Genomic DNA, 19209 nt, shown 5'->3' with positions numbered 1-19209 from the left:
ATCCATTACGGTTTTCCGTAAGGTTAGTTTTCTCAATAGTCTTACTTTTGATGTAAGAAATGATGAAAAAAACTAATAACACCCAATATAATTTTATACAGTTCGAAAAAAGGTATCTCGTTTGAGATACCTTTTTACTTTCTTATCATTTCCGTATGCGGAATATCGTCTTCCAGATATTTTTTTCCTGTATCTTCAAACCCGAACCCGCTGTAAAATCTTAAAAGATAATCCTGCGCTGATATTTTGATTTCAGAAGTATGAAAACGGTTTTCTATAGTTTCCACAGCATATTGTATCAGCTGTTTTCCCAAACTTTTTCCTCTTGCCTGCTCTGTTGTCAGAACTCTGCCGAAGGAAGTTTCATCATATTTTATTCCTTTGTCAAATACACGGCAATAAGCCAGGACCTGTCCATCCTCTTCCGCCCAGATATGAACTCCTTTCTGATCATAGTTATCAAGATCAGGGTAAGGACAGTTCTGTTCAATCACGAAAACATCAATACGGGCTTTCAGTACTGCGTATAATTCCGGAACAGTAAATTCATCAAACGTTTTGATTTTCCAGACAATATTACTCATCGAAACTTATATTATTATGGGTTAAAAAATCATTGGTCTTCTGTATAAAATTAAGAATATTATCTCCTCCTTCTTTCTTTTCCGCTGAGGTAATATATAATTCAGGAAGATCTTCCCATGTTTTATGAAGTTCAGCCTTATAATCTTCTACGTTTTTGACCACTGCGTTTGGCTTTAATTTGTCTGCCTTGGTAAAGACAATCGAAAACGGGATTCCACTTTCGCCACACCATTGGATGAATTCCAAATCAATCTTTTGCGGAGTATGCCTTACATCTACCAATACAAAAAGGTTAACCAGATTTCTTCTGTTCAGAATATAATTGGTAATCAGCTTTTCAAAATCTTTTCGCTGAACTTTTGAAACCTTTGCATAGCCATATCCTGGTAAATCGGTAAGATACCAGTTTTCATTCACCAAAAAATGATTGATCAGCTGGGTTTTTCCCGGGGTCTGTGATGTTTTAGCAAGATCTTTGTGATTCATCATTGCATTGATCAGTGATGATTTTCCTACGTTCGACCTTCCGATAAAAGCATATTCGGGAATATTTGGTTCAGGGCATTCCTGCCATTTTCCACTACTCTTTACAAACTCTGCTGTCTTGATAATCATTTTTGAATGTATTTTAGAAAAATAAACCATTAAGAAAAGCTCTTAATGGTCATTTGTATGTTTTAAACTTTATCTTTTATCCAGTTATACAGGATTTCATTGAATTCATCTGGTTTTTCCATCATGGCAGCATGGCCGCATTTATCAATCCAGAATAAGTCCGAATTAGGAATAAACTTGTGCATATCTTCTGCTACTTCAGGTGGAGTAACATTATCCTGTTTACCCCAGATCAGACAGGTAGGTGTCACAATCTTCGGAAGATCATTCAGCATATTGTGTTTGATGGCACTTCTTGCCAGCATTACGGTTTTTATTCCTTTCATTCTGTCATTCACCACGGCAAACACTTCATCTACTAGATCTTCAGTTGCCACTTTGGGATCGTAGAAAACTTCTTCTGTTTTCTTTCTGATGTAAGAACGGTCATTCTTTCTCGGGAAACTGTCTCCGAAAGTTCTTTCATACAATCCGGAACTTCCCGTAAGAACAAGATTTTTTACCAAATCAGGTCTTGCCAGAGTCAGAATAAGCCCTACATGGCCTCCCATTGAGTTACCTACAATAGTTACCGGACCAGAAATATGACTTTCTATAAACTTGATAATATATTTTGCAATCGTGGTAAGATTCGTATTGAGTACCGGCAGATCATAGATCGGCAACTGAGGAACATATACTTTGAAGCCTCTATCCGAAAAAAAATCTACCATTTTATCGAAATTACTCAAACCACCCATTAACCCGTGCAACAGCACTAATGGATGTCCTTCTCCCGCTTCTACATAGGAATATTTCTTTTCTTTTTTTGTACTAAATATCATAAAACGCCTTAATAAAGCCCTGCAAAAATACAAATTAAACCTCAAAAAAATTTTGATTATCCTAATTTAAGATAAAAATAATATAATATTCTCCTTTTTAACTTTTTTTTTCAAAATGGCTTTATTATGACCCAAATAGCACTTTTAACAAGTCTCTTCATATCAGCATTTTACATTATTGAAATTCAATCTTTAATAAAACTTATTAACATTGAGTCAAAAAGTGGGAAAAAGTGGGAAATTTTGGAAATTATTATATAAATTTGTCCCAAATGAAAAATTTCATTGGGACATATGAGTGTAAAATTGACGACAAAGGCCGCTTAAAAGTTCCTTCATCTTTAATCAAACAGATGGAAAACTTCGACGATAAGGCGTTTGTAGTCAAAAGATCTGTGTTCCAACCTTGTCTGGAAGTTTATCCTATGAATGCATGGGACAAACTGATGGGTAAAATTAATAAACTGAACAGGTTCATAAAAAAGAATGCTGATTTCATACGAATGTTTACGGCAGGAGTAAAAACAGTAGAGCTGGACAATGCAGGAAGACTACAGATCTCTAAAGACCTGACGGTTTTCGCAAATCTTCAAAAGGATATTGTGATCACCAGCGCAGGAGAACTCTTCGAAATCTGGGATAAAGAAGCCTATGAAAAGGTAATTGCTACCAACGAAGCTGATTTTGCAAGCCTTGCCGAAGATGTGATGGGCTCTTTCGATGAAGAATAACTGTAGGTTATTAATAGATTATATAGTAAATAAAAAACACAATTAAGCATGTATCATAACCCCGTTTTGTTGAAGCAGAGTGTTGATGATTTGGTAACGAATCCTGACGGAATATATGTGGACTGCACCTTTGGAGGCGGAGGCCATTCAAGAGAAATCTTGAGCAGACTTTCCGACAAAGGGAGATTGTTCAGTTTTGATCAGGACCTGGATGCACTTAAAAATACAATTGATGATCCCAGGTTTACATTAGTGAATCAGAATTTCAGATTTCTGGAAAACTCATTGCTGATGTATGGAGTTTCACAGGTGGATGGTGTTTTGGCAGACTTAGGCGTGTCTTCTCATCAGTTTGATGAAGCAGACAGAGGTTTCTCCACAAGAAGCAATGCTCCTTTGGATATGAGAATGAATGTAATGCAGAATCTGGATGCCAAAAGAGTGATTAATGAATATGAAGAAAGCGAACTTGCAGATCTTTTCTATCACTATGGAGAATTGAGAGAAGCAAGAAAGCTGGCGAGAGAAATTGTTCACCACAGAAAAACTAAAAGTATAGATACTACGGAAGATCTGAAAAAATTATTCAGCTATATTCCGCCTCACAAGGTTAATAAATTCTATGCTCAGCTTTTTCAGGCAATAAGAATTGAAGTCAACCAGGAACTTGAAGTATTGAAAGAAATGCTGGTTCAGGCTTATAATGTTTTAAAACCGGAAGGAAGATTAGTCGTTATTTCTTATCACTCCTTAGAAGACCGTTTGGTAAAAAGATTCCTGAAAAACGGAATGTTCGAAGGAGAACCGGAAAGAGATATCTACGGAAATTATAAAAAGGCATTCGAATTGATAAAGAGTAAAGCCATCATTCCTGACGATCAGGAAATCGAAGAAAACTCAAGAGCAAGAAGTGCCAAGATGAGAACAGGAATAAAAGTATAAAATGTGAATGAGTGAATTGTCAATAGTGAATCATTTAACAAAATAAAATTACCATTGACAAGAAGTAAATTCACTGCGAAGCAAATTGACATAATAAATTGGCTAAAAGAACAACAAATCGCCCCCAGAAAAGACTCACTTTTATAGACATTATAAAAGGAAACTTTCTGAATCGTGATGAGATCAAAATACATTACAGGTATTTTCTCCTCTTGTTTGTTCTGATGATGGCCATGATTTATACCAACCATCTCGTCAATAAAAAAATAAAAATTGTAAACGCCTTAAAGGAAGAAACAGAAGAATACAAATCACGAAACGCTTACGCCCAGAGTAAGCTGATCAAAGTAAAAATGGAATCAGAGCTGGGGAAAGAGGTTGCCCGGGATTCATTGATGACCCTGGAAAACCACCCTCACAAATTGCTAATAAAACTGGACAGTACAGATGCAAAAGCAAAATGAATACGACAATAAACGTAAGAAAACGTTACGATGGGGCTACCTCTTTGCAGTGGTAGCTTTGTGCGTGTTTGTCATGTTCTTGGCAAGGATTGTTATCCTTCAGAATACGAATGTCCAGGAAATAAAAGATGATTACATTAACAAAAACTATCGTGAAGCCACTTTAAAAGCAGCCCGAGGTAACTTGTTTGCCTCTGACGGTTCTATCCTTGCCACAACGGTGATGCGATATGACATCTATCTTGATTTCAAAACAATGAAAGATACGGTGTACTCCAACAATATCGGAGCATTAACTGATTCTTTGAGCAAAATGTTCGGAAAATCAAGAGGAGAATTCAGACAGAAGTTTGACGAGCAGAAGAAAAAGAAAAACCAGTACTATACCTTGGTAAAAGGACTGGATTTCGATCAATACGACAGAATCCGAAAATTCCCCATCTTCAAAAGAGGAAAAAATAAAGGAGGATTTATCGTTGACCGAAACTATAAAAGAGAATTGGCTACTTCAGAAATCGGAGCCGGAACCATCGGTATGGATAACGGAGAGCTTAGATCAGGATTGGAAGGAGCTTTCTCAAAATATTTAACCGGAACAGACGGTAAAAGACTGGAGCAAAGAATCAACTCTTCCCAATGGAAACCTATCGACTTCTGGAAAGTTCAGGAACCCGTAGACGGAGAAGATGTTTATACGACTTTAGACCTTAGAATTCAAGACATTGCACACTCCGCACTTGAGAAGCAACTGATTAATTTCGAAGCTAAACACGGTACTGTAATCGTCATGGAGGTGGAAACCGGAAAAGTACGTGCTCTTGTTAATTTAAGAAGAACAGAAGAAGGAGAATACGAAGACTCTTACAACTACGCGCTGAAAGATAATATCGAGCCCGGATCTACTTTTAAAACCATTTCGCTTCTGGCAGCAATGGACGATGGATTCATCGATGAAAACACAACGGTAAACGTAGGAAACGGAGTTTGGGTCTATGCAAAACAGAGAATCTCTGACGGCCACGGAGGAGGAACCTATGATATCAGTGATGTATTGGCAAAATCCAGTAACGTAGGAACGTCAAAGCTGATCACAAAGTATTATGCAGAAAAGCCTCAGATTTTTCTTGATCACCTGAAACGTTGGAAATTGTTCGACAAAATGGATATCGAACTTCCGGGAATCACAAAACCAAAGATCGTAACTCCACAGAATAAAAGATGGAACGCTGCAACACTGGCTTCTATTTCTTATGGATACTCTTCCAACATCAACCTGTTGCAGTTGACAACCTTCTATAACGGAGTTGCCAATGGAGGAAAAATGCTTAAGCCTTTATTCATCGATAAAATCATGAAAGATGGTAAAGTAATGTACAATGCCAAACCTGAAGTAATGGTGAACAAAATGGCTTCTGAAAAGGCTATTAAAATGATGACCAGCGCTTTAACCAAAGCCGTAGAAAAAGGAACAGGACGAAGCATCTTTACTCCCAACCTGAAAATGGCAGGAAAAACAGGTACCGCAAGATTTGAATACTGGCTGCCTGGCCCAATGAAATATCGTGCATCATTTGCAGGATTCTATCCGGCTGATGCTCCAAAATATACATGCTATGTCATGATTAGTGAACCCAATACCGCAAAAGGATTTTATGGTGGTTCCGTTTCAGCACCGGTGTTTAAAGAAATTGCAGGAAAAACATTCCTGAAAACACCTCAGAATATTGAAAAAGAAATGCTCGTAGACAAAAAGGTAAACCTGAGCAAAATGGTTGAACCTAATGTTAAAGTAGCAGTCAATGATAAGCAAATGCCTAATGTAGTAGGGTTAATCGGGAAAAACGTAATCCCGCAGCTGGAAAACTTAGGCTACCGTGTCGATTATAAAGGAGTAGGAAGAATTAAAGAACAATTCCCTCTGGAAGGCACAACGATTAGTAAGAACCAGAGAATTTATTTGTCTCTGCAAAATTAAAACAAGGTTTCGGAAGGAACATTTAAACCAAAATAAGGCAAAGTCTTATTGATAAAGATGATAATAACAGAATTAGTAAACAGAATCCCAGTATTGGAAATCCACGGTGACAATAACCGTGAGGTGACTGAATTGGTGATCGACAGCAGAAAAGTTACAGGAAACTCTCTTTACATTGCAATGAGAGGAACAGTGGTGGATGGTCACTCATTCATTGCATCTGCTATTGAAAAAGGAGCTGCCGCAATTGTTTGCGAAGAATTCCCTGAAACATTGGTAGAAAATGTAACCTATGTTCAGGTAAAAGATTCATCTAAAGCCTTAGGTCACCTTGCCTCTAATTTCTATGGAAACCCTTCACAGAAACTAAAACTGATTGGTGTTACAGGAACAAATGGAAAAACATCTGTTTCTACCCTTCTTTTTGATGTTTTCAAAAACCTTGGATATCCAGCGGCTTTACTTTCTACTGTTGAAATCAGAATTGGTGAAGAGATTATTCCGGCTACCCACACGACTCCTGATGTGATTACCATCAACAGGATTTTAGCGGAAGCTGTAGAAAAAGGATGTGAATTTGCTTTCATGGAAGTAAGCTCACACGGAATTGCCCAAAACAGAATTGAAGGATTACATTTCAAAATAGCGGGCTTCACCAACCTTACTCATGATCATTTAGATTATCATAAAACCTTCGAAGAATATTTAAAAACAAAGAAAAGATTCTTCGACCAGTTAGAAGATACAGCCATTGCCATCACCAATGTGGATGACAAAAATGGAAACGTCATGCTTCAGAACACAAAGGCTAAAAAGAAGTCTTATGCTTTGAAAACCATGGCCGACTATCACGGAAAATTATTAGAAGTAGATTTCAACGGAATGCTGTTGAATTTCAACGGAAAAGAATTCTGGACGACATTAACCGGAAAATTCAATGTATACAACTTGCTGCTTGTATTCGGAATTGCTGAAGAACTAGGCTTTGAGCAGGATGAAATTCTTCAGGCCATCAGCAAATTAAAAAGAGTTTCCGGAAGATTTGAAACTTTCAAATCCGATGGTGGAATTTTCTTTATCGTAGACTATGCACACACTCCGGACGCTTTGGAAAACATTCTGGACAGCATCAACGATATCAGAACCAAAAACGAAAGATTAATCACCGTATTCGGTTGTGGAGGAGACAGAGATCACTCCAAAAGACCTGAAATGGGAAATATTGCCACCAAAAAATCAACACTGGCAATCATCACTTCAGATAATCCGAGAACAGAAGATCCTGCACAGATCATCAAAGAAATTGAAGCAGGTGTTGAGCCTCAGAACTTCAGCAAATACACTTCAATTCCGGACAGAAAAGAGGCTATTAAAATGGCCATAAAGTTTTCAGAACCCAAAGATATCGTTTTAGTTGCCGGAAAAGGGCACGAAACTTATCAGGAGATCAATGGTGTGAGACATCATTTTGACGACAAAGAAGTAATTAATGAGCTCTGGAAATTAATGTCCAAATAGATTGAAAGATTGAACTCATTTAAAGATTTAAAAATTTGATAATGACAAAGAATTTTGAAAATTTTTCTGTATATATCAAAAGTTTAGATCTTATTGAAAAAGTTTATATTTTTCTTCAAAGTCAGAGTTTTGAAAAAGAATATGAATTTAATAACCAGATAAAAAGAGCGAGTTTTTCTATTAGTAATAATATTGCGGAAGGCTCAGAATATAATAATAACAGACAATTTATTAGATATTTAAAAATTGCGAAAGGCAGCTGTGCTGAAGTCAAAAGCATGCTGATTGTAAGTAAAAGATTAAAATTAGGTGACGAAAATAAAGCAGAAGAAATTATTGCTCTTTCAAGAGAAGTTTCTTCAAACATATCAAAATTCATTAAGTATTTAAGTTAAAATATTGAGAAGCCCAATCTTTAAATCTTTAAATAAATTAAATTTTTAAATAATAAAAAAACAGAAACATGCTATACTATCTATACGAATATCTAACCAACCATGGAATTCACGTTCCGGGATTAGGAATGTTGAAATACATTTCCTTCCGTGCCGGAATGGCTGTATTATTCTCGCTTATTATTGCTCTTGTCTACGGAAAAAGAGTAATCAATTACCTGAGAACAAAACAGATGGGAGAATTGGTGCGTGATCTGGGATTGGATGGGCAGAAACAAAAAGAAGGTACTCCTACCATGGGAGGACTTATCATCATTTTGGCAACCATCATTCCGGTATTGCTGTTTACAAGGATTACCAATGTCTATATTGTACTGCTTCTGGTTTCCATGTTCTGGATGGGGGCGATTGGTTTCCTGGATGATTATTTAAAGAAAATTAAAAAAAATAAAGACGGTTTAAGTGGTAAGTTCAAAATTGTAGGTCAGGTTGGTTTAGGGCTAATCGTCGGAATTACAATGTATTTCCACCCGGATATTACCGTAAAAAGAAAATATGCAGATGCTAAAGTGGTAAACAGAAACAATGTAGAGCAAAACTTTATGCCTACTGAAAAAATTACCGTTTCTACTGTTCCTTTTGCTAAAAATAATGAATTCGATTATAGCGGAATTTTATTCTGGATGAATGATAAAGATGCCCATGAATGGGCATGGATTGTCTTTATTCCGATCGTGATCTTCATTGTAACAGCCGTTTCGAATGGAGCCAATATCACTGATGGAATTGACGGTCTGGCAGCGGGAACAAGTGCCATTATATTACTTACACTGGCTCTTTTCGCTTACCTTTCAGGGAACATCATTTTTGCAGATTATCTCAATATCATGTTCCTTCCGAATATGGGTGAAACCACCATTTTTGCTGTAGCAATGGTAGGTGCCGTGATCGGTTTCTTCTGGTACAATACCTATCCTGCACAGGTTTTCATGGGAGATACCGGAAGTTTAATGCTGGGAGGAGTAATTGCCGTTTTAGCCATCATTTTAAGAAAAGAATTACTGATTCCTGTATTATGCGGAATCTTCTTAATTGAAAACCTGTCTGTAATGCTTCAGGTAGTTGTTTTCAAATACAGAAAAAGAAAATACGGGTTGGAATATGCCCAAAACAATAGACTATTCAAAATGTCACCATTACACCATCATTATCAAAAAGAAGGATTTCACGAAAGTAAAATCGTAAACAGAATGATCATCATCGGAGTAATATTGGCTATTGTATGTCTGATCACATTAAAAATGAGATAAATTGTAAAAAGTAATAATGTATTAACGTATTAATGATGACCACCAGGATACATGAATACAATATACATCAATACATAAATACAAAAATTATATGAAAATAGTTGTTTTAGGAGGTGGAGAAAGCGGATGCGGAGCTGCTTATTTGGCCAAAAAGAAAGGTCTGGAAGTATTTCTTTCAGATAAAGGTGCCATTAAGGATAACTATAAGCAGTTTCTTACCGATAATGAAATTGAATTTGAAGAAGGAAACCACGATGAAGAAAGGATTTTAAATGCTGACTGGATCGTAAAAAGCCCGGGAATTCCGAAAAAGGCAGACATCATCAATAAAATTCATGAAAAGGGAATCCGACTTTCCTCTGAAATTGAATTTGCTTCTGAATTTACAGACGCAAAAATTATTGCCATCACCGGAAGCAACGGAAAAACAACCACAACTTCCCTCATCTATTATATCCTGAAAAATGACGGATTGAATGTAGGTTTAGGAGGAAATATAGGATATAGCTTTGCCAAGCAGGTGGCAGATGAAAACCATGAATATTATGTGCTGGAAGTAAGCTCTTTTCAGCTGGATGATATTCAGAATTTCAGGCCTTATATCTCTTTATTGTTGAACTTATCTCAGGACCACCTAGATCAGTACAACTATAATTATGAGGAATATGCTTTAGCAAAATTCAGAATCACTGAAAATCAAGAGAATGACAACTTCTTCATCTACAACAAAGATGATGAAATGAGCAAAAATCTTCTTGAAAAGCTTGAAATAAAGGCTAAAATGATTCCTTTCTCAACCAAAGAGAAGTTACCTGAAGGAGGTTTTGTCAATGATGATGAAATTGTGGTGAAAATGAAAGATGAATTCGCAATGAAAGTTGAAGAGTTGTCTCTCTTAGGAAATCACAATGTAGCCAATAGCCTAGCAGCTTCTATTGCCGGTAAGATCTTAAAAATCAACAATGAAAGCATCAGACATTCATTGATGACATTCCAGGCCGTAGAACACAGATTGGAATTTGTAACTGAAATTGATAGTGTAAAATATATCAACGACAGTAAAGCAACCAATGTAAATGCTACTTACTACGCCTTAGAAAGTATGAAAACACCAACCGTTTGGATTGTTGGTGGATTAGATAAAGGAAATGACTATACCGAAATTGAAGATTTAGTCAAAAGAAAAGTAAAGGCAATCGTTTGCCTTGGAGTAGATAACAAGAAGATCATCGATTTCTTTAAAGACAAAAAAGAATTTATTTATGATACTTCAAGCATGGAAGAAGCAGTGAGAGTTTCAAAATCACTGGCTAAAAAAGGTGATACCGTCTTATTATCTCCATGCTGCGCAAGCTTTGACTTGTTCAAAAGCTATGAAGACAGAGGACGCCAGTTTAAAGAACAGGTATTAAAGTAAAAATGTAAAAAGTATTAATGTATTAACGTATTAATGATCATCAATTTCATCAATACATTTTACATCAGTACATGAATACAATAATTATGGACGAACAGAACACAGAAAGCAGATTTGAATTTCTAAAGGGCGATAAAGTACTTTGGATGGTCATCCTTGTGATCTCCATTTTCTCTATTTTCCCTGTATACTCTGCGAGTTCAAATCTTGAATACATTGTCAATAACGGGACTACAACTGGTCACGTTATCAAACATATGTTCTTTGTAGTCTTAGGATTAGCAATTATGAGACTGGTAGGAACCATAAAATATGAATACATCGGAAAGCTCAGCAGTATCCTGCTCGGCCTAATGATTGTTCTGTTGATTGTTACCATGTTTACCGGACAGACCATTGATGGAGCCAGTGCTTCCAGATGGCTGAAAATTCCGGGAACGCCGATCTCTTTCCAGCCTTCATCATTTGCTTTTTTAATGCTTATCATTTATCTGTGCAGATATTTGACCAAGAAAATCACCAGGGAAAGGCTTCCGATAGAGAATATCATGTATATTTTCGGGCCAATCCTTCTTGTTTTTGTATTGGTAGCGAAAGATAACGGTTCTACAGCATTGATGATTTTAATGGTTTCCGTAGTAGTTCTTATCATTGGACAGCTTCACTGGAAATACATTGCAGGATTTATCTCCGCATCATTTGTAGCCATTGTCTTATTCTTACTGATTGCTTTAAATACCAATATGATTGGAGGAAACCGTGTTCATACATGGATGAGCCGTGTAGAAACATTTACCTCAAGCAAAGCAAAATCAGCCGACGTAGATGATGAAAGCGTAAAAGCAAAAAATTATCAGGTAATGCAAGCCAAAGCAGCTATTGTACACGGCGGAATTACCGGAATGGGACCAGGAAAAAGTGCCTTGAAACAAATGCTTCCTCAATCTGCCTCCGACTTTATTTTCGCAGTTATCGTAGAAGAATACGGGGTGATAGGAGCCGCTTTTCTGATCAGTTTATACCTGATCATGATGATAAGGATTGTAATGATTGCCAGTAAAATGCCGGCCTTCTTCGGATCGTTGCTCGTGCTCAGTCTCGGGGTAATGATCTTTATCCAGCTTTCGGTAAATATTGCAGTTGCAGTGAATCTGATCCCGGTGACAGGACAGCCGCTGCCTTTGATCAGTTACGGAGGAACCTCAATGCTGGTCACCTATTTACAGTTAGGTATTATTTTAAATATAAGCTCCAGAATTCAGATTTATGATGAAGAAGGAATGGGCAAAAAGCAAAGTATAGCAGAAATAAACGACATCGCTTAAAATGAACAAAAAATTAAAAATACTATTATCAGGCGGAGGAACCGGAGGACATATCTTCCCGGCCATTGCCATTGCTGATGAGATCAGAAAAAGGTTTCCTGAGGCAGAATTTTTGTTCATTGGTGCCAACGGGAAAATGGAAATGGAAAAAGTTCCTCAGGCAGGCTATAAAATTGAAGGAATTGATATCGCAGGAATTGATAGAGGAAATCTGTTATCCAACCTGGGACTGCCTTTCAAGATTCTCAAAAGTTTATCAAAATCTAAAAGGATTATCAAAGACTTTGCTCCTGATTTTGCTGTAGGAACAGGAGGATTTGCCAGCGGACCAGCGCTTTATGAAGCAAGTAAAATGGGAATTCCGATTTTTATACAGGAGCAGAATGCCCATGCAGGAGTAACCAACAAAATTTTAAGCAAGAAAGCCAAAGCCGTTTTCACAGCGTATCCAAAAGTAGAAGGTTTTCCGGCAGAGAAAATAAAATTTCTGGGAAATCCGATTCGTGAAAACATCATTTCAGGAATGCAGGATACCGCTCAGGCAAAAGAAAAAATGGGATTGAGTAAAGACAAACTTACGATTCTGTCTGTAGGAGGTTCTTTAGGATCCAGAACATTGAATAATGCCTGGAAATCTCATTTGAAACAAATTGTAGATAAAGATTATCAGCTGATCTGGCAGACAGGAAAGCTTGATTATAAAGATATTTTAGAAGAAACAAAAGATACAGACACCCGAAATATTCAGATCCTTGAATTTATCAAAGACATGGAGCTGGCGTATTCTGCAGCTGATATCATTGTTTCAAGAGCCGGAGCTATTGCCATTTCAGAGTTGGCTGTAGCCCAAAAGCCGGTGCTTTTGGTTCCTTTCCCTTTTGCAGCGGAAGACCATCAAACCAAAAATGCCATGAACCTGGTTGAAAAAAATGCAGCCAGAATGGTAAAAGACTCTGAAATGCAGGAAAAATTCTGGAATACATTATCAGAAATCTGCGAAAATGAAAGCGTAAGAAAAGAAATGTCAGACAATCTTACCTATTTTGCCAAGCCAAACGCCGCAAAAGAGATTGTAGACGAAATATTTAATAAACTGTAAAAAGTACTATTGTAAAATGTATGAATGACAACCAAAACTCATGAATACATTATACATGAATACAACAATACAAAACAAAGGAATGAACATTTTACAAACATATCAAACTTTTTACTTCGTTGGAATCGGAGGTATCGGAATGAGTGCATTGGCACGCTATTTCAATGCATCCGGAAAAAAAGTATTGGGTTATGACAAAACCAATACAAAGCTTACTCAGAACCTGATGAATGAAGGCATTGATATTGTTTTTGAAGATCTTATTGATGAAAGGATTACTTCCCTTCAGAAAGAAAATACTTTGGTAATCTATACTCCGGCTATCAAAACGCTTGGAATACTGGATTATTTCAATCAAAATCAGTTTGAAGTTTTAAAACGTGCTAAAGTTTTAGGATTAATTACTGAAAATACAGATTGTATCGCTATTGCAGGAACACATGGAAAGACTACCACTTCTACCCTTGTGGCTCATTTGTGTAAAGAGGCGGATCTTCCTTTCTCATGCTTTTTGGGAGGAATTTCTGAAAACTTTAAATCCAACTTTCTGTACAACGGTTCTACCTATTCTGTTGTAGAGGCAGATGAGTATGACAGAAGCTTCCTGAACCTGTCTCCGGATTGGGCAGTAGTAACATCTACAGATGCGGATCACCTGGATATTTATGGAGACATCAACCATATTGAAGAAGGATTCAGACAGTTTGCAGCTTTAGTTCCTCAAGACAAACAACTTTTTGTAAGAAAAGGACTGGAAATTGGCAGAGGGCATCAAACCTATGCAGTGAATGAGCCGGCAGATTATTATTCAGACCATCTGCGTATGGAGCATGATAAAATTTATTTTGACTTCCATACTCCAGCGGAAACAATAAAAGATTTTGTCTGGGAAATTCCGGGAATTCATAATGTGGAAAATGCCACTGTAGCACTGGCTATTCTGCATAATTTAGGCGCAGATTTTGATACGCTGAAAAAAGCAATTGCCAATTTTAAAGGAATTAAAAGAAGATATACCAAACATATTTATCAAAACGGTAAAATTTACATTGATGATTATGCTCACCACCCTACAGAAATCAATGCTGTAATGAGCTCAATCAGAACATTTTATCCTGACAAAAAGCTATTGGTAGCTTTCCAGCCTCACCTTTTCAGCAGAACAAGAGATTTCGCAGATGGGTTTGCTGAAAGTTTAAGCAAAGCAGATGAGCTTATCCTTCTCGACATTTACCCTGCAAGAGAACTTCAGGAAAATTTTGAAGGAATCACTTCAAGTTGGCTGTTGGACAAAGTAACATTAGATAAAAAAGAAGTATCGACTTTATCCGATGCTTTTGAAAAAATAAAAGAGAAAGATTTTGATATCCTTCTTACCGTAGGCGCAGGAAATATAGATACCCTGTATGACCCTATTTGTGAATGGATAAATAAATTGTAAAAAGTAATAATGTATTGACGTATTCATGAATACATTTTACATAAATACATGAATACAAAAAATGTATGAAAAATAAATACAGAATATTAAAAATTGTTGTCACTGTAATTATCTTAGGATTGTTACTGAGCTTCTCATTGAGGAGATTCAGCCGTGAGCAGATTACGGACAATAAGATTTCTGTAAAAATGAGCGAGAAAACTCCGGTATATTTTGTTGATGAAAAAGACATCAGGGAAATTGTAAAAAAAGAAAATCCTTCAGGAAAAGTGGGAGATCTTAATATTCCTTCTTTGGAAAAAAAGATCAATTCCCTGCCAGCAGTAGACAGCGCCAATGTTTATCTGAACCTGAACGGAAAGCTCAATCTGGATATCAAACAGAGAGTCCCTGTTTTCAGATTGAATAAAGATGGAAAAGACTTTTATGTGGATGAAAAAGGAATTGAATTCCCTATTTCAAGAACCTATTCACACCCATGTATGCTGGTAACCGGAAATGTGCAGCCGGATGAATATGAAAAGCTGGCGGAACTGGTAGAAAAAATTGATAAAGATGATTTCAGTAAAAAATACTTTATCGGAATCTCAAAAAGTAAAGACAGCTATAATCTTCTGACAAGTGAAGGAAACTACAGAGTAGAAATTGGAGACCTTGATAATATTGATTTTAAAGTAAAAGGATTTAAAACGTTTGTGGAAAAATACCTGGTGTATCAGGACCCTCAAAAATACAGCATGGTTTCTGTAAAATATCAGAATCAGATTGTCACTACTTTAAACCCTTATTTTAAAGAAAACGACAGTATTTTAAAGGCAGGAAAGATGGAATTGGCAAAAGTTCCTTCCCCAACAGCCGCTAAAAAGACGGAAGCTAAACCCAAAATAGCAGAGGTAAAAAAAAGCAATTCTACTTCGGTAAAACCGAAAGAGAGTACAAAACCGAAAGGACCAACAAAAGAAACCAAAAAAGTAGAGAAAAAGCCACCCGTCAAGGCGCAGTCCAAGCCTAAGGCAAAAGTAAAAATAGAATAAGTCCCTCACGGCATTTAATACACAAATAGGAGCCTATCCTTATAGATAAAAAAGTAGAAAAAATCAAATCGATATAAAATGGAAAATCAAGAGTATTCAGTAGGTCTGGACATCGGGACAACGAAGATAGTCGCGATTGTCGGAAGAAGGAATGCACACGGGAAAATAGAAGTTCTCGGTGTAGGAAAAGCTAAAAGTCTTGGTGTTCATAAAGGTATTGTGAATAATATTTCACAAACTATTAATTCAATCAAGGCTGCAGTATCCGAAGCACAATCCAGTGCGGGAGTTCCTATCCGCAAAGTTACGGTAGGTATTGCAGGAAAACACATCCGTTCTCTGCAGCACTCCGATTATATTATGCGTGAACATCCTGATAAATTTATTACAGACGATGACATCGAGGCATTAAAAGATCAGGTAAAAAAGCTGGTTATGCTTCCTGGAGAAGAAATTATCCACGTACTTCCTCAAGAATATAAAGTGGATTCCGAGGGGGAAATTCAGGAACCTGTCGGAATGCATGGAAAACGTTTAGAAGCCAACTTTCACGTTGTAGTAGGGCAAATGGGCAGCATCAGAAATATTGCAAGATGCGTTCGTGAAGCCGGACTAGAAATGGAAGCCCTTACTTTAGAACCACTAGCATCTTCAGAAGCTGTCCTTACAAAAGAAGAAAAAGAAGCAGGTGTAGCTATTGTGGACATTGGTGGTGGTACAACAGATATTGCAATCTTTAAAGATAATATCATCCGTCATACCTGTGTGATTCCATACGGAGGCGGAATTATTACCGAAGATATCAAAGAAGGCTGTTCCATCATAGAGAAACATGCAGAACAACTGAAAGTAAAGTTTGGTTCGGCTGTTCCCGAATTAGAAAAAGACAGTACTTTTGTAACCATTCCCGGGCTTCACGGAAGACCGGACAAAGAAATTTCTTTAAAAACTCTCGCACAGATCATCAACGCAAGAGTAGAAGAAGTTTTGGAAATGGTAAATACAGAACTGAAAGCTTACGGTGCTTTTGAACAAAAGAAAAAACTGATTGCCGGAATCGTTCTTACAGGTGGTGGTTCAAACCTGAAACACCTTCGTCAGCTGGCCAATTATACAACAGGTTTTGACAGCAGAATCGGTTTTGCGAATGAATATATCGCCAACGATAAAAATCAATATCTGAAAGGCCCTGAATTTGCTACCTCTATCGGATTACTGATGGAGAGTTTGAAGATCAGAGACAAAAAGCAGAATATTGACGAAGTTATAGAAGTTGTTACAGAGCAGCCGAAACCGGAAGTTATTGCAACACAGACAGAAACTGTTCAACCCGTTCAGCAGGCAGCCCCGGTTCAGGAGCAGCAGTCTTTTGAAAATGAAAGACAGGAGAATAGAAAGGCGAAATTAACCTTCGGGCAGTCGCTTATGGAAAAAGTAAAAAAATTCTTTGAAGAAGTAGAATAAATATAAATGATACAAGATTAATGGTTAATGATAGCTGGAAATAATTTAATATTTATTAATTTAATAACGAATATCATTCATCAATTATCATCTATCGCTTATCAATTATTAAAAGTATAGTTATGGAAAATATAGGTACACAAGGATTTTCATTTGATTTGCCAAAAGGAAATTCATCCATCATAAAAGTAATCGGTGTAGGGGGCGGTGGAAACAACGCTCTGAAGCACATGTACGAGAAAGGAATCCACGGAGTTGATTTCGTGATTTGTAATACAGATGCTCAAACGTTAGATAATAACCCGGTAGCCAATAAAGTTCAGCTGGGAACTTCTATCACAGAAGGTCTTGGAGCGGGTGCTGATCCTGAAGTAGGAGAAAAATCAGCCATCGAAAGTATTGAAGATATCAAGGCTGCTATGGGCCAAAACACCAAAATGGTGTTCATCACTGCCGGAATGGGTGGTGGTACAGGTACCGGAGCTGCTCCTGTCATTGCTAAAGTGGCAAAAGACATGGGAATTCTTACTGTAGGTATCGTTACCGTTCCTTTCAGCTTTGAAGGGAAAAGAAGACTGGATCAGGCTGAAAATGGTCTTGATAAACTAAAAAATAATGTTGATTCATTAATTGTGATCAACAATGACAAGCTAAGACAGCAGTTTGGAAACCTTGGGTTCAAACAAGGGTTTTCAAAAGCTGATGAAGTGTTAGCCAATGCTGCTAAAGGTATGGCAGAAGTTATTACAGGTTACTTTGATGTAAACATTGACTTTAGAGATGCTAAATCTGTACTTCAGAATTCCGGTACTGCATTGATGTCTACTGGAACTGCTTCAGGTGAAAATAAAGCTGAAGAAGCCGTAAGAAAAGCCCTTGATTCTCCGTTATTGAATGATAACAAGATCACAGGTGCTAAAAACGTATTGTTATTGATCAGAAGTGGGGCTGAAGAAGTTACCATGGATGAAATCGGTATCATTATGGACCACATCCAGAAAGAAGCAGGAAACACTGCAGATATCATTTTCGGGGTGGGTGCAGATGAAGAATTAGGAGATGCAGTAAGCGTTCTTGTGATTGCAACAGGATTCTCTAATGATAATAAGAAGTTTGCTGGGCCTACAGAGAAAATCAGAATCAGTCTTAACGACAGTTTTGAAACTCCTAAAAACTCTCCTTTCAAAACAAGAGAAGAAAGAGAATCAGCTCCTGAAGCAACTCATGATTTTGGAGGAAAAAACCTTTTCAGACTGGATGACGAAGAGCATGACACTCCGTTCAATGTGACGTCGACTGAAAAAAAAATGATTATTGAAGAAGAGCAGCCAAGAACTGAAATAAAATTCTTTGATAAAGAGGAAGATACGGTAAATACACCGGAACAAAACTGGAGAAATGAAGAAGAAGGAGAAGAAGAATATAGCTTATTAGCTATTGATGAAGAGCATGATGACCCTAACGATCTTGAGATCCAGTCTTTTTCATTTGATTTTGAAAACAAAAAAGAGGAACCACAATCCGGAACACCCTTCAACAATTCGTTTTCAAATGAAAAACCTGTTGAGTTCAGTTTCTTTGTAAATGAACCTATCAGAAATGAGCCTAATAGCGATTTTGGACAGCCTAAAGCAGAGTTTAATACTCCTACGAATGCTGCGGTAGCTGAACCAGCTCAAAAGATTGAAACGTTCTACCAGAAACAGGAAGAACCAAAGGTTGAAACAAGATCAACTTTTGAAAACAAAACAGAAATTGAAGCTCCAAAAACTGAAGAATCAGAATTCACTTTCGTGAATAAAACGATTGATCAGGACAGAGTAATTGAAAGAAGAAATAAATTAAAAGAATTCAACTCCCGTTACCAGAATTTTGATAGCACAAGTGAATTCGAATCTATTCCTGCTTTTAAAAGAAAAAATATTTCTATCGACGGAAACAATGCATCAGATCAGAATATCAACACTTACCTGTCTGATAACAATGGATCTATGCAGATCAGAGAAAACAGATTTTTAAATAAAGATGTAGACTAAAATAAACGTATTAATGTATTGATGTAAAATGTAT

Annotated in this window: 17 protein-coding genes; 14 read left to right on the top strand and 3 right to left on the bottom strand. The window is 36.9% G+C overall.

Annotated elements, in window-relative coordinates:
• Positions 1-134: 134 nt before the first annotated feature.
• The 3 genes from ACMA47_RS19085 to ACMA47_RS19075 form a co-directional block, all read right to left on the bottom strand.
• Positions 135-584 (bottom strand): GNAT family N-acetyltransferase, encoded by a 450-nt coding sequence (locus ACMA47_RS19085; RefSeq protein WP_034693884.1) that lies wholly within the window; start codon positions 582-584, stop codon positions 135-137.
• Positions 577-1200, bottom strand: coding sequence for a ribosome biogenesis GTP-binding protein YihA/YsxC (yihA, locus tag ACMA47_RS19080; protein WP_034694211.1), 624 nt, complete (start codon positions 1198-1200; stop codon positions 577-579). The genes ACMA47_RS19085 and yihA overlap by 8 nt, the downstream gene beginning before the upstream one ends.
• 62 nt (positions 1201-1262) lie before the next feature.
• A complete protein-coding gene (locus ACMA47_RS19075; protein WP_047426276.1) occupies positions 1263-2024 on the bottom strand; it encodes an alpha/beta fold hydrolase in 762 nt (253 codons plus the stop codon).
• A gap of 272 nt (positions 2025-2296) precedes the next feature.
• Between ACMA47_RS19075 and mraZ the strand changes: the two genes are divergently transcribed.
• The 14 genes from mraZ to ftsZ all read left to right on the top strand — a co-directional run bounded on the left by mraZ (position 2297) and on the right by ftsZ (position 19175).
• Positions 2297-2755, top strand: a complete 459-nt coding sequence (gene mraZ, locus ACMA47_RS19070) for a division/cell wall cluster transcriptional repressor MraZ (RefSeq protein WP_110011282.1) — start codon at positions 2297-2299, stop codon at positions 2753-2755.
• Between the two features lie 48 nt (positions 2756-2803).
• A complete protein-coding gene (rsmH, locus tag ACMA47_RS19065; protein WP_413931044.1) occupies positions 2804-3697 on the top strand; it encodes a 16S rRNA (cytosine(1402)-N(4))-methyltransferase RsmH in 894 nt (297 codons plus the stop codon).
• Positions 3698-3795: 98 nt separating this feature from the next.
• A complete protein-coding gene (locus ACMA47_RS19060) occupies positions 3796-4161 on the top strand; it encodes an FtsL-like putative cell division protein (protein WP_034693891.1) in 366 nt (121 codons plus the stop codon).
• Entirely contained in the window at positions 4145-6136 is a 1992-nt protein-coding gene (locus ACMA47_RS19055) for a penicillin-binding transpeptidase domain-containing protein (protein WP_413931043.1), read from the top strand. Before ACMA47_RS19060 ends, ACMA47_RS19055 begins: the two co-directional genes overlap by 17 nt.
• 57 nt (positions 6137-6193) lie before the next feature.
• Entirely contained in the window at positions 6194-7654 is a 1461-nt protein-coding gene (locus ACMA47_RS19050; protein WP_413931042.1) for a UDP-N-acetylmuramoyl-L-alanyl-D-glutamate--2,6-diaminopimelate ligase, read from the top strand.
• A 41-nt stretch (positions 7655-7695) separates the two neighbouring features.
• Entirely contained in the window at positions 7696-8049 is a 354-nt protein-coding gene (locus ACMA47_RS19045; RefSeq protein WP_413931041.1) for a four helix bundle protein, read from the top strand.
• A gap of 68 nt (positions 8050-8117) precedes the next feature.
• Complete coding sequence (gene mraY / locus ACMA47_RS19040; RefSeq protein WP_114819545.1) at positions 8118-9359, top strand: phospho-N-acetylmuramoyl-pentapeptide-transferase; 1242 nt, start codon at positions 8118-8120, stop codon at positions 9357-9359.
• Positions 9360-9450: 91 nt separating this feature from the next.
• Positions 9451-10776 carry a UDP-N-acetylmuramoyl-L-alanine--D-glutamate ligase gene (murD, locus tag ACMA47_RS19035; RefSeq protein ID WP_413931040.1) on the top strand — a complete coding sequence of 442 codons (1326 nt, stop codon included), beginning with the start codon at positions 9451-9453 and terminating at the stop codon, positions 10774-10776.
• Between the two features lie 71 nt (positions 10777-10847).
• A complete protein-coding gene (locus ACMA47_RS19030) occupies positions 10848-12101 on the top strand; it encodes an FtsW/RodA/SpoVE family cell cycle protein (RefSeq protein ID WP_413931039.1) in 1254 nt (417 codons plus the stop codon).
• Between the two features lies 1 nt (position 12102).
• Positions 12103-13200 carry an undecaprenyldiphospho-muramoylpentapeptide beta-N-acetylglucosaminyltransferase gene (gene murG, locus ACMA47_RS19025; RefSeq protein WP_413931038.1) on the top strand — a complete coding sequence of 366 codons (1098 nt, stop codon included), beginning with the start codon at positions 12103-12105 and terminating at the stop codon, positions 13198-13200.
• Positions 13201-13282: 82 nt separating this feature from the next.
• Positions 13283-14641: a UDP-N-acetylmuramate--L-alanine ligase gene (murC, locus tag ACMA47_RS19020; RefSeq protein WP_413931069.1), complete on the top strand. Its 1359-nt coding sequence runs from the start codon at positions 13283-13285 to the stop codon at positions 14639-14641.
• Positions 14642-14706: 65 nt separating this feature from the next.
• Positions 14707-15675, top strand: a complete 969-nt coding sequence (locus ACMA47_RS19015) for a cell division protein FtsQ/DivIB (protein WP_413931037.1) — start codon at positions 14707-14709, stop codon at positions 15673-15675.
• A gap of 78 nt (positions 15676-15753) precedes the next feature.
• Positions 15754-17139, top strand: a complete 1386-nt coding sequence (ftsA, locus tag ACMA47_RS19010) for a cell division protein FtsA (protein ID WP_413931036.1) — start codon at positions 15754-15756, stop codon at positions 17137-17139.
• A gap of 122 nt (positions 17140-17261) precedes the next feature.
• On the top strand, positions 17262-19175 hold the full coding sequence (gene ftsZ / locus ACMA47_RS19005) for a cell division protein FtsZ (RefSeq protein WP_413931035.1): 1914 nt from the start codon (positions 17262-17264) through the stop codon (positions 19173-19175).
• The last annotated feature ends 34 nt before the right edge of the window (positions 19176-19209 follow it).

It is taken from the genome of Chryseobacterium sp. T20 (assembly GCF_047345655.1).
Taxonomy (GTDB): domain Bacteria; phylum Bacteroidota; class Bacteroidia; order Flavobacteriales; family Weeksellaceae; genus Chryseobacterium.
This window is presented reverse-complemented; position numbering and strand designations above follow the sequence as displayed.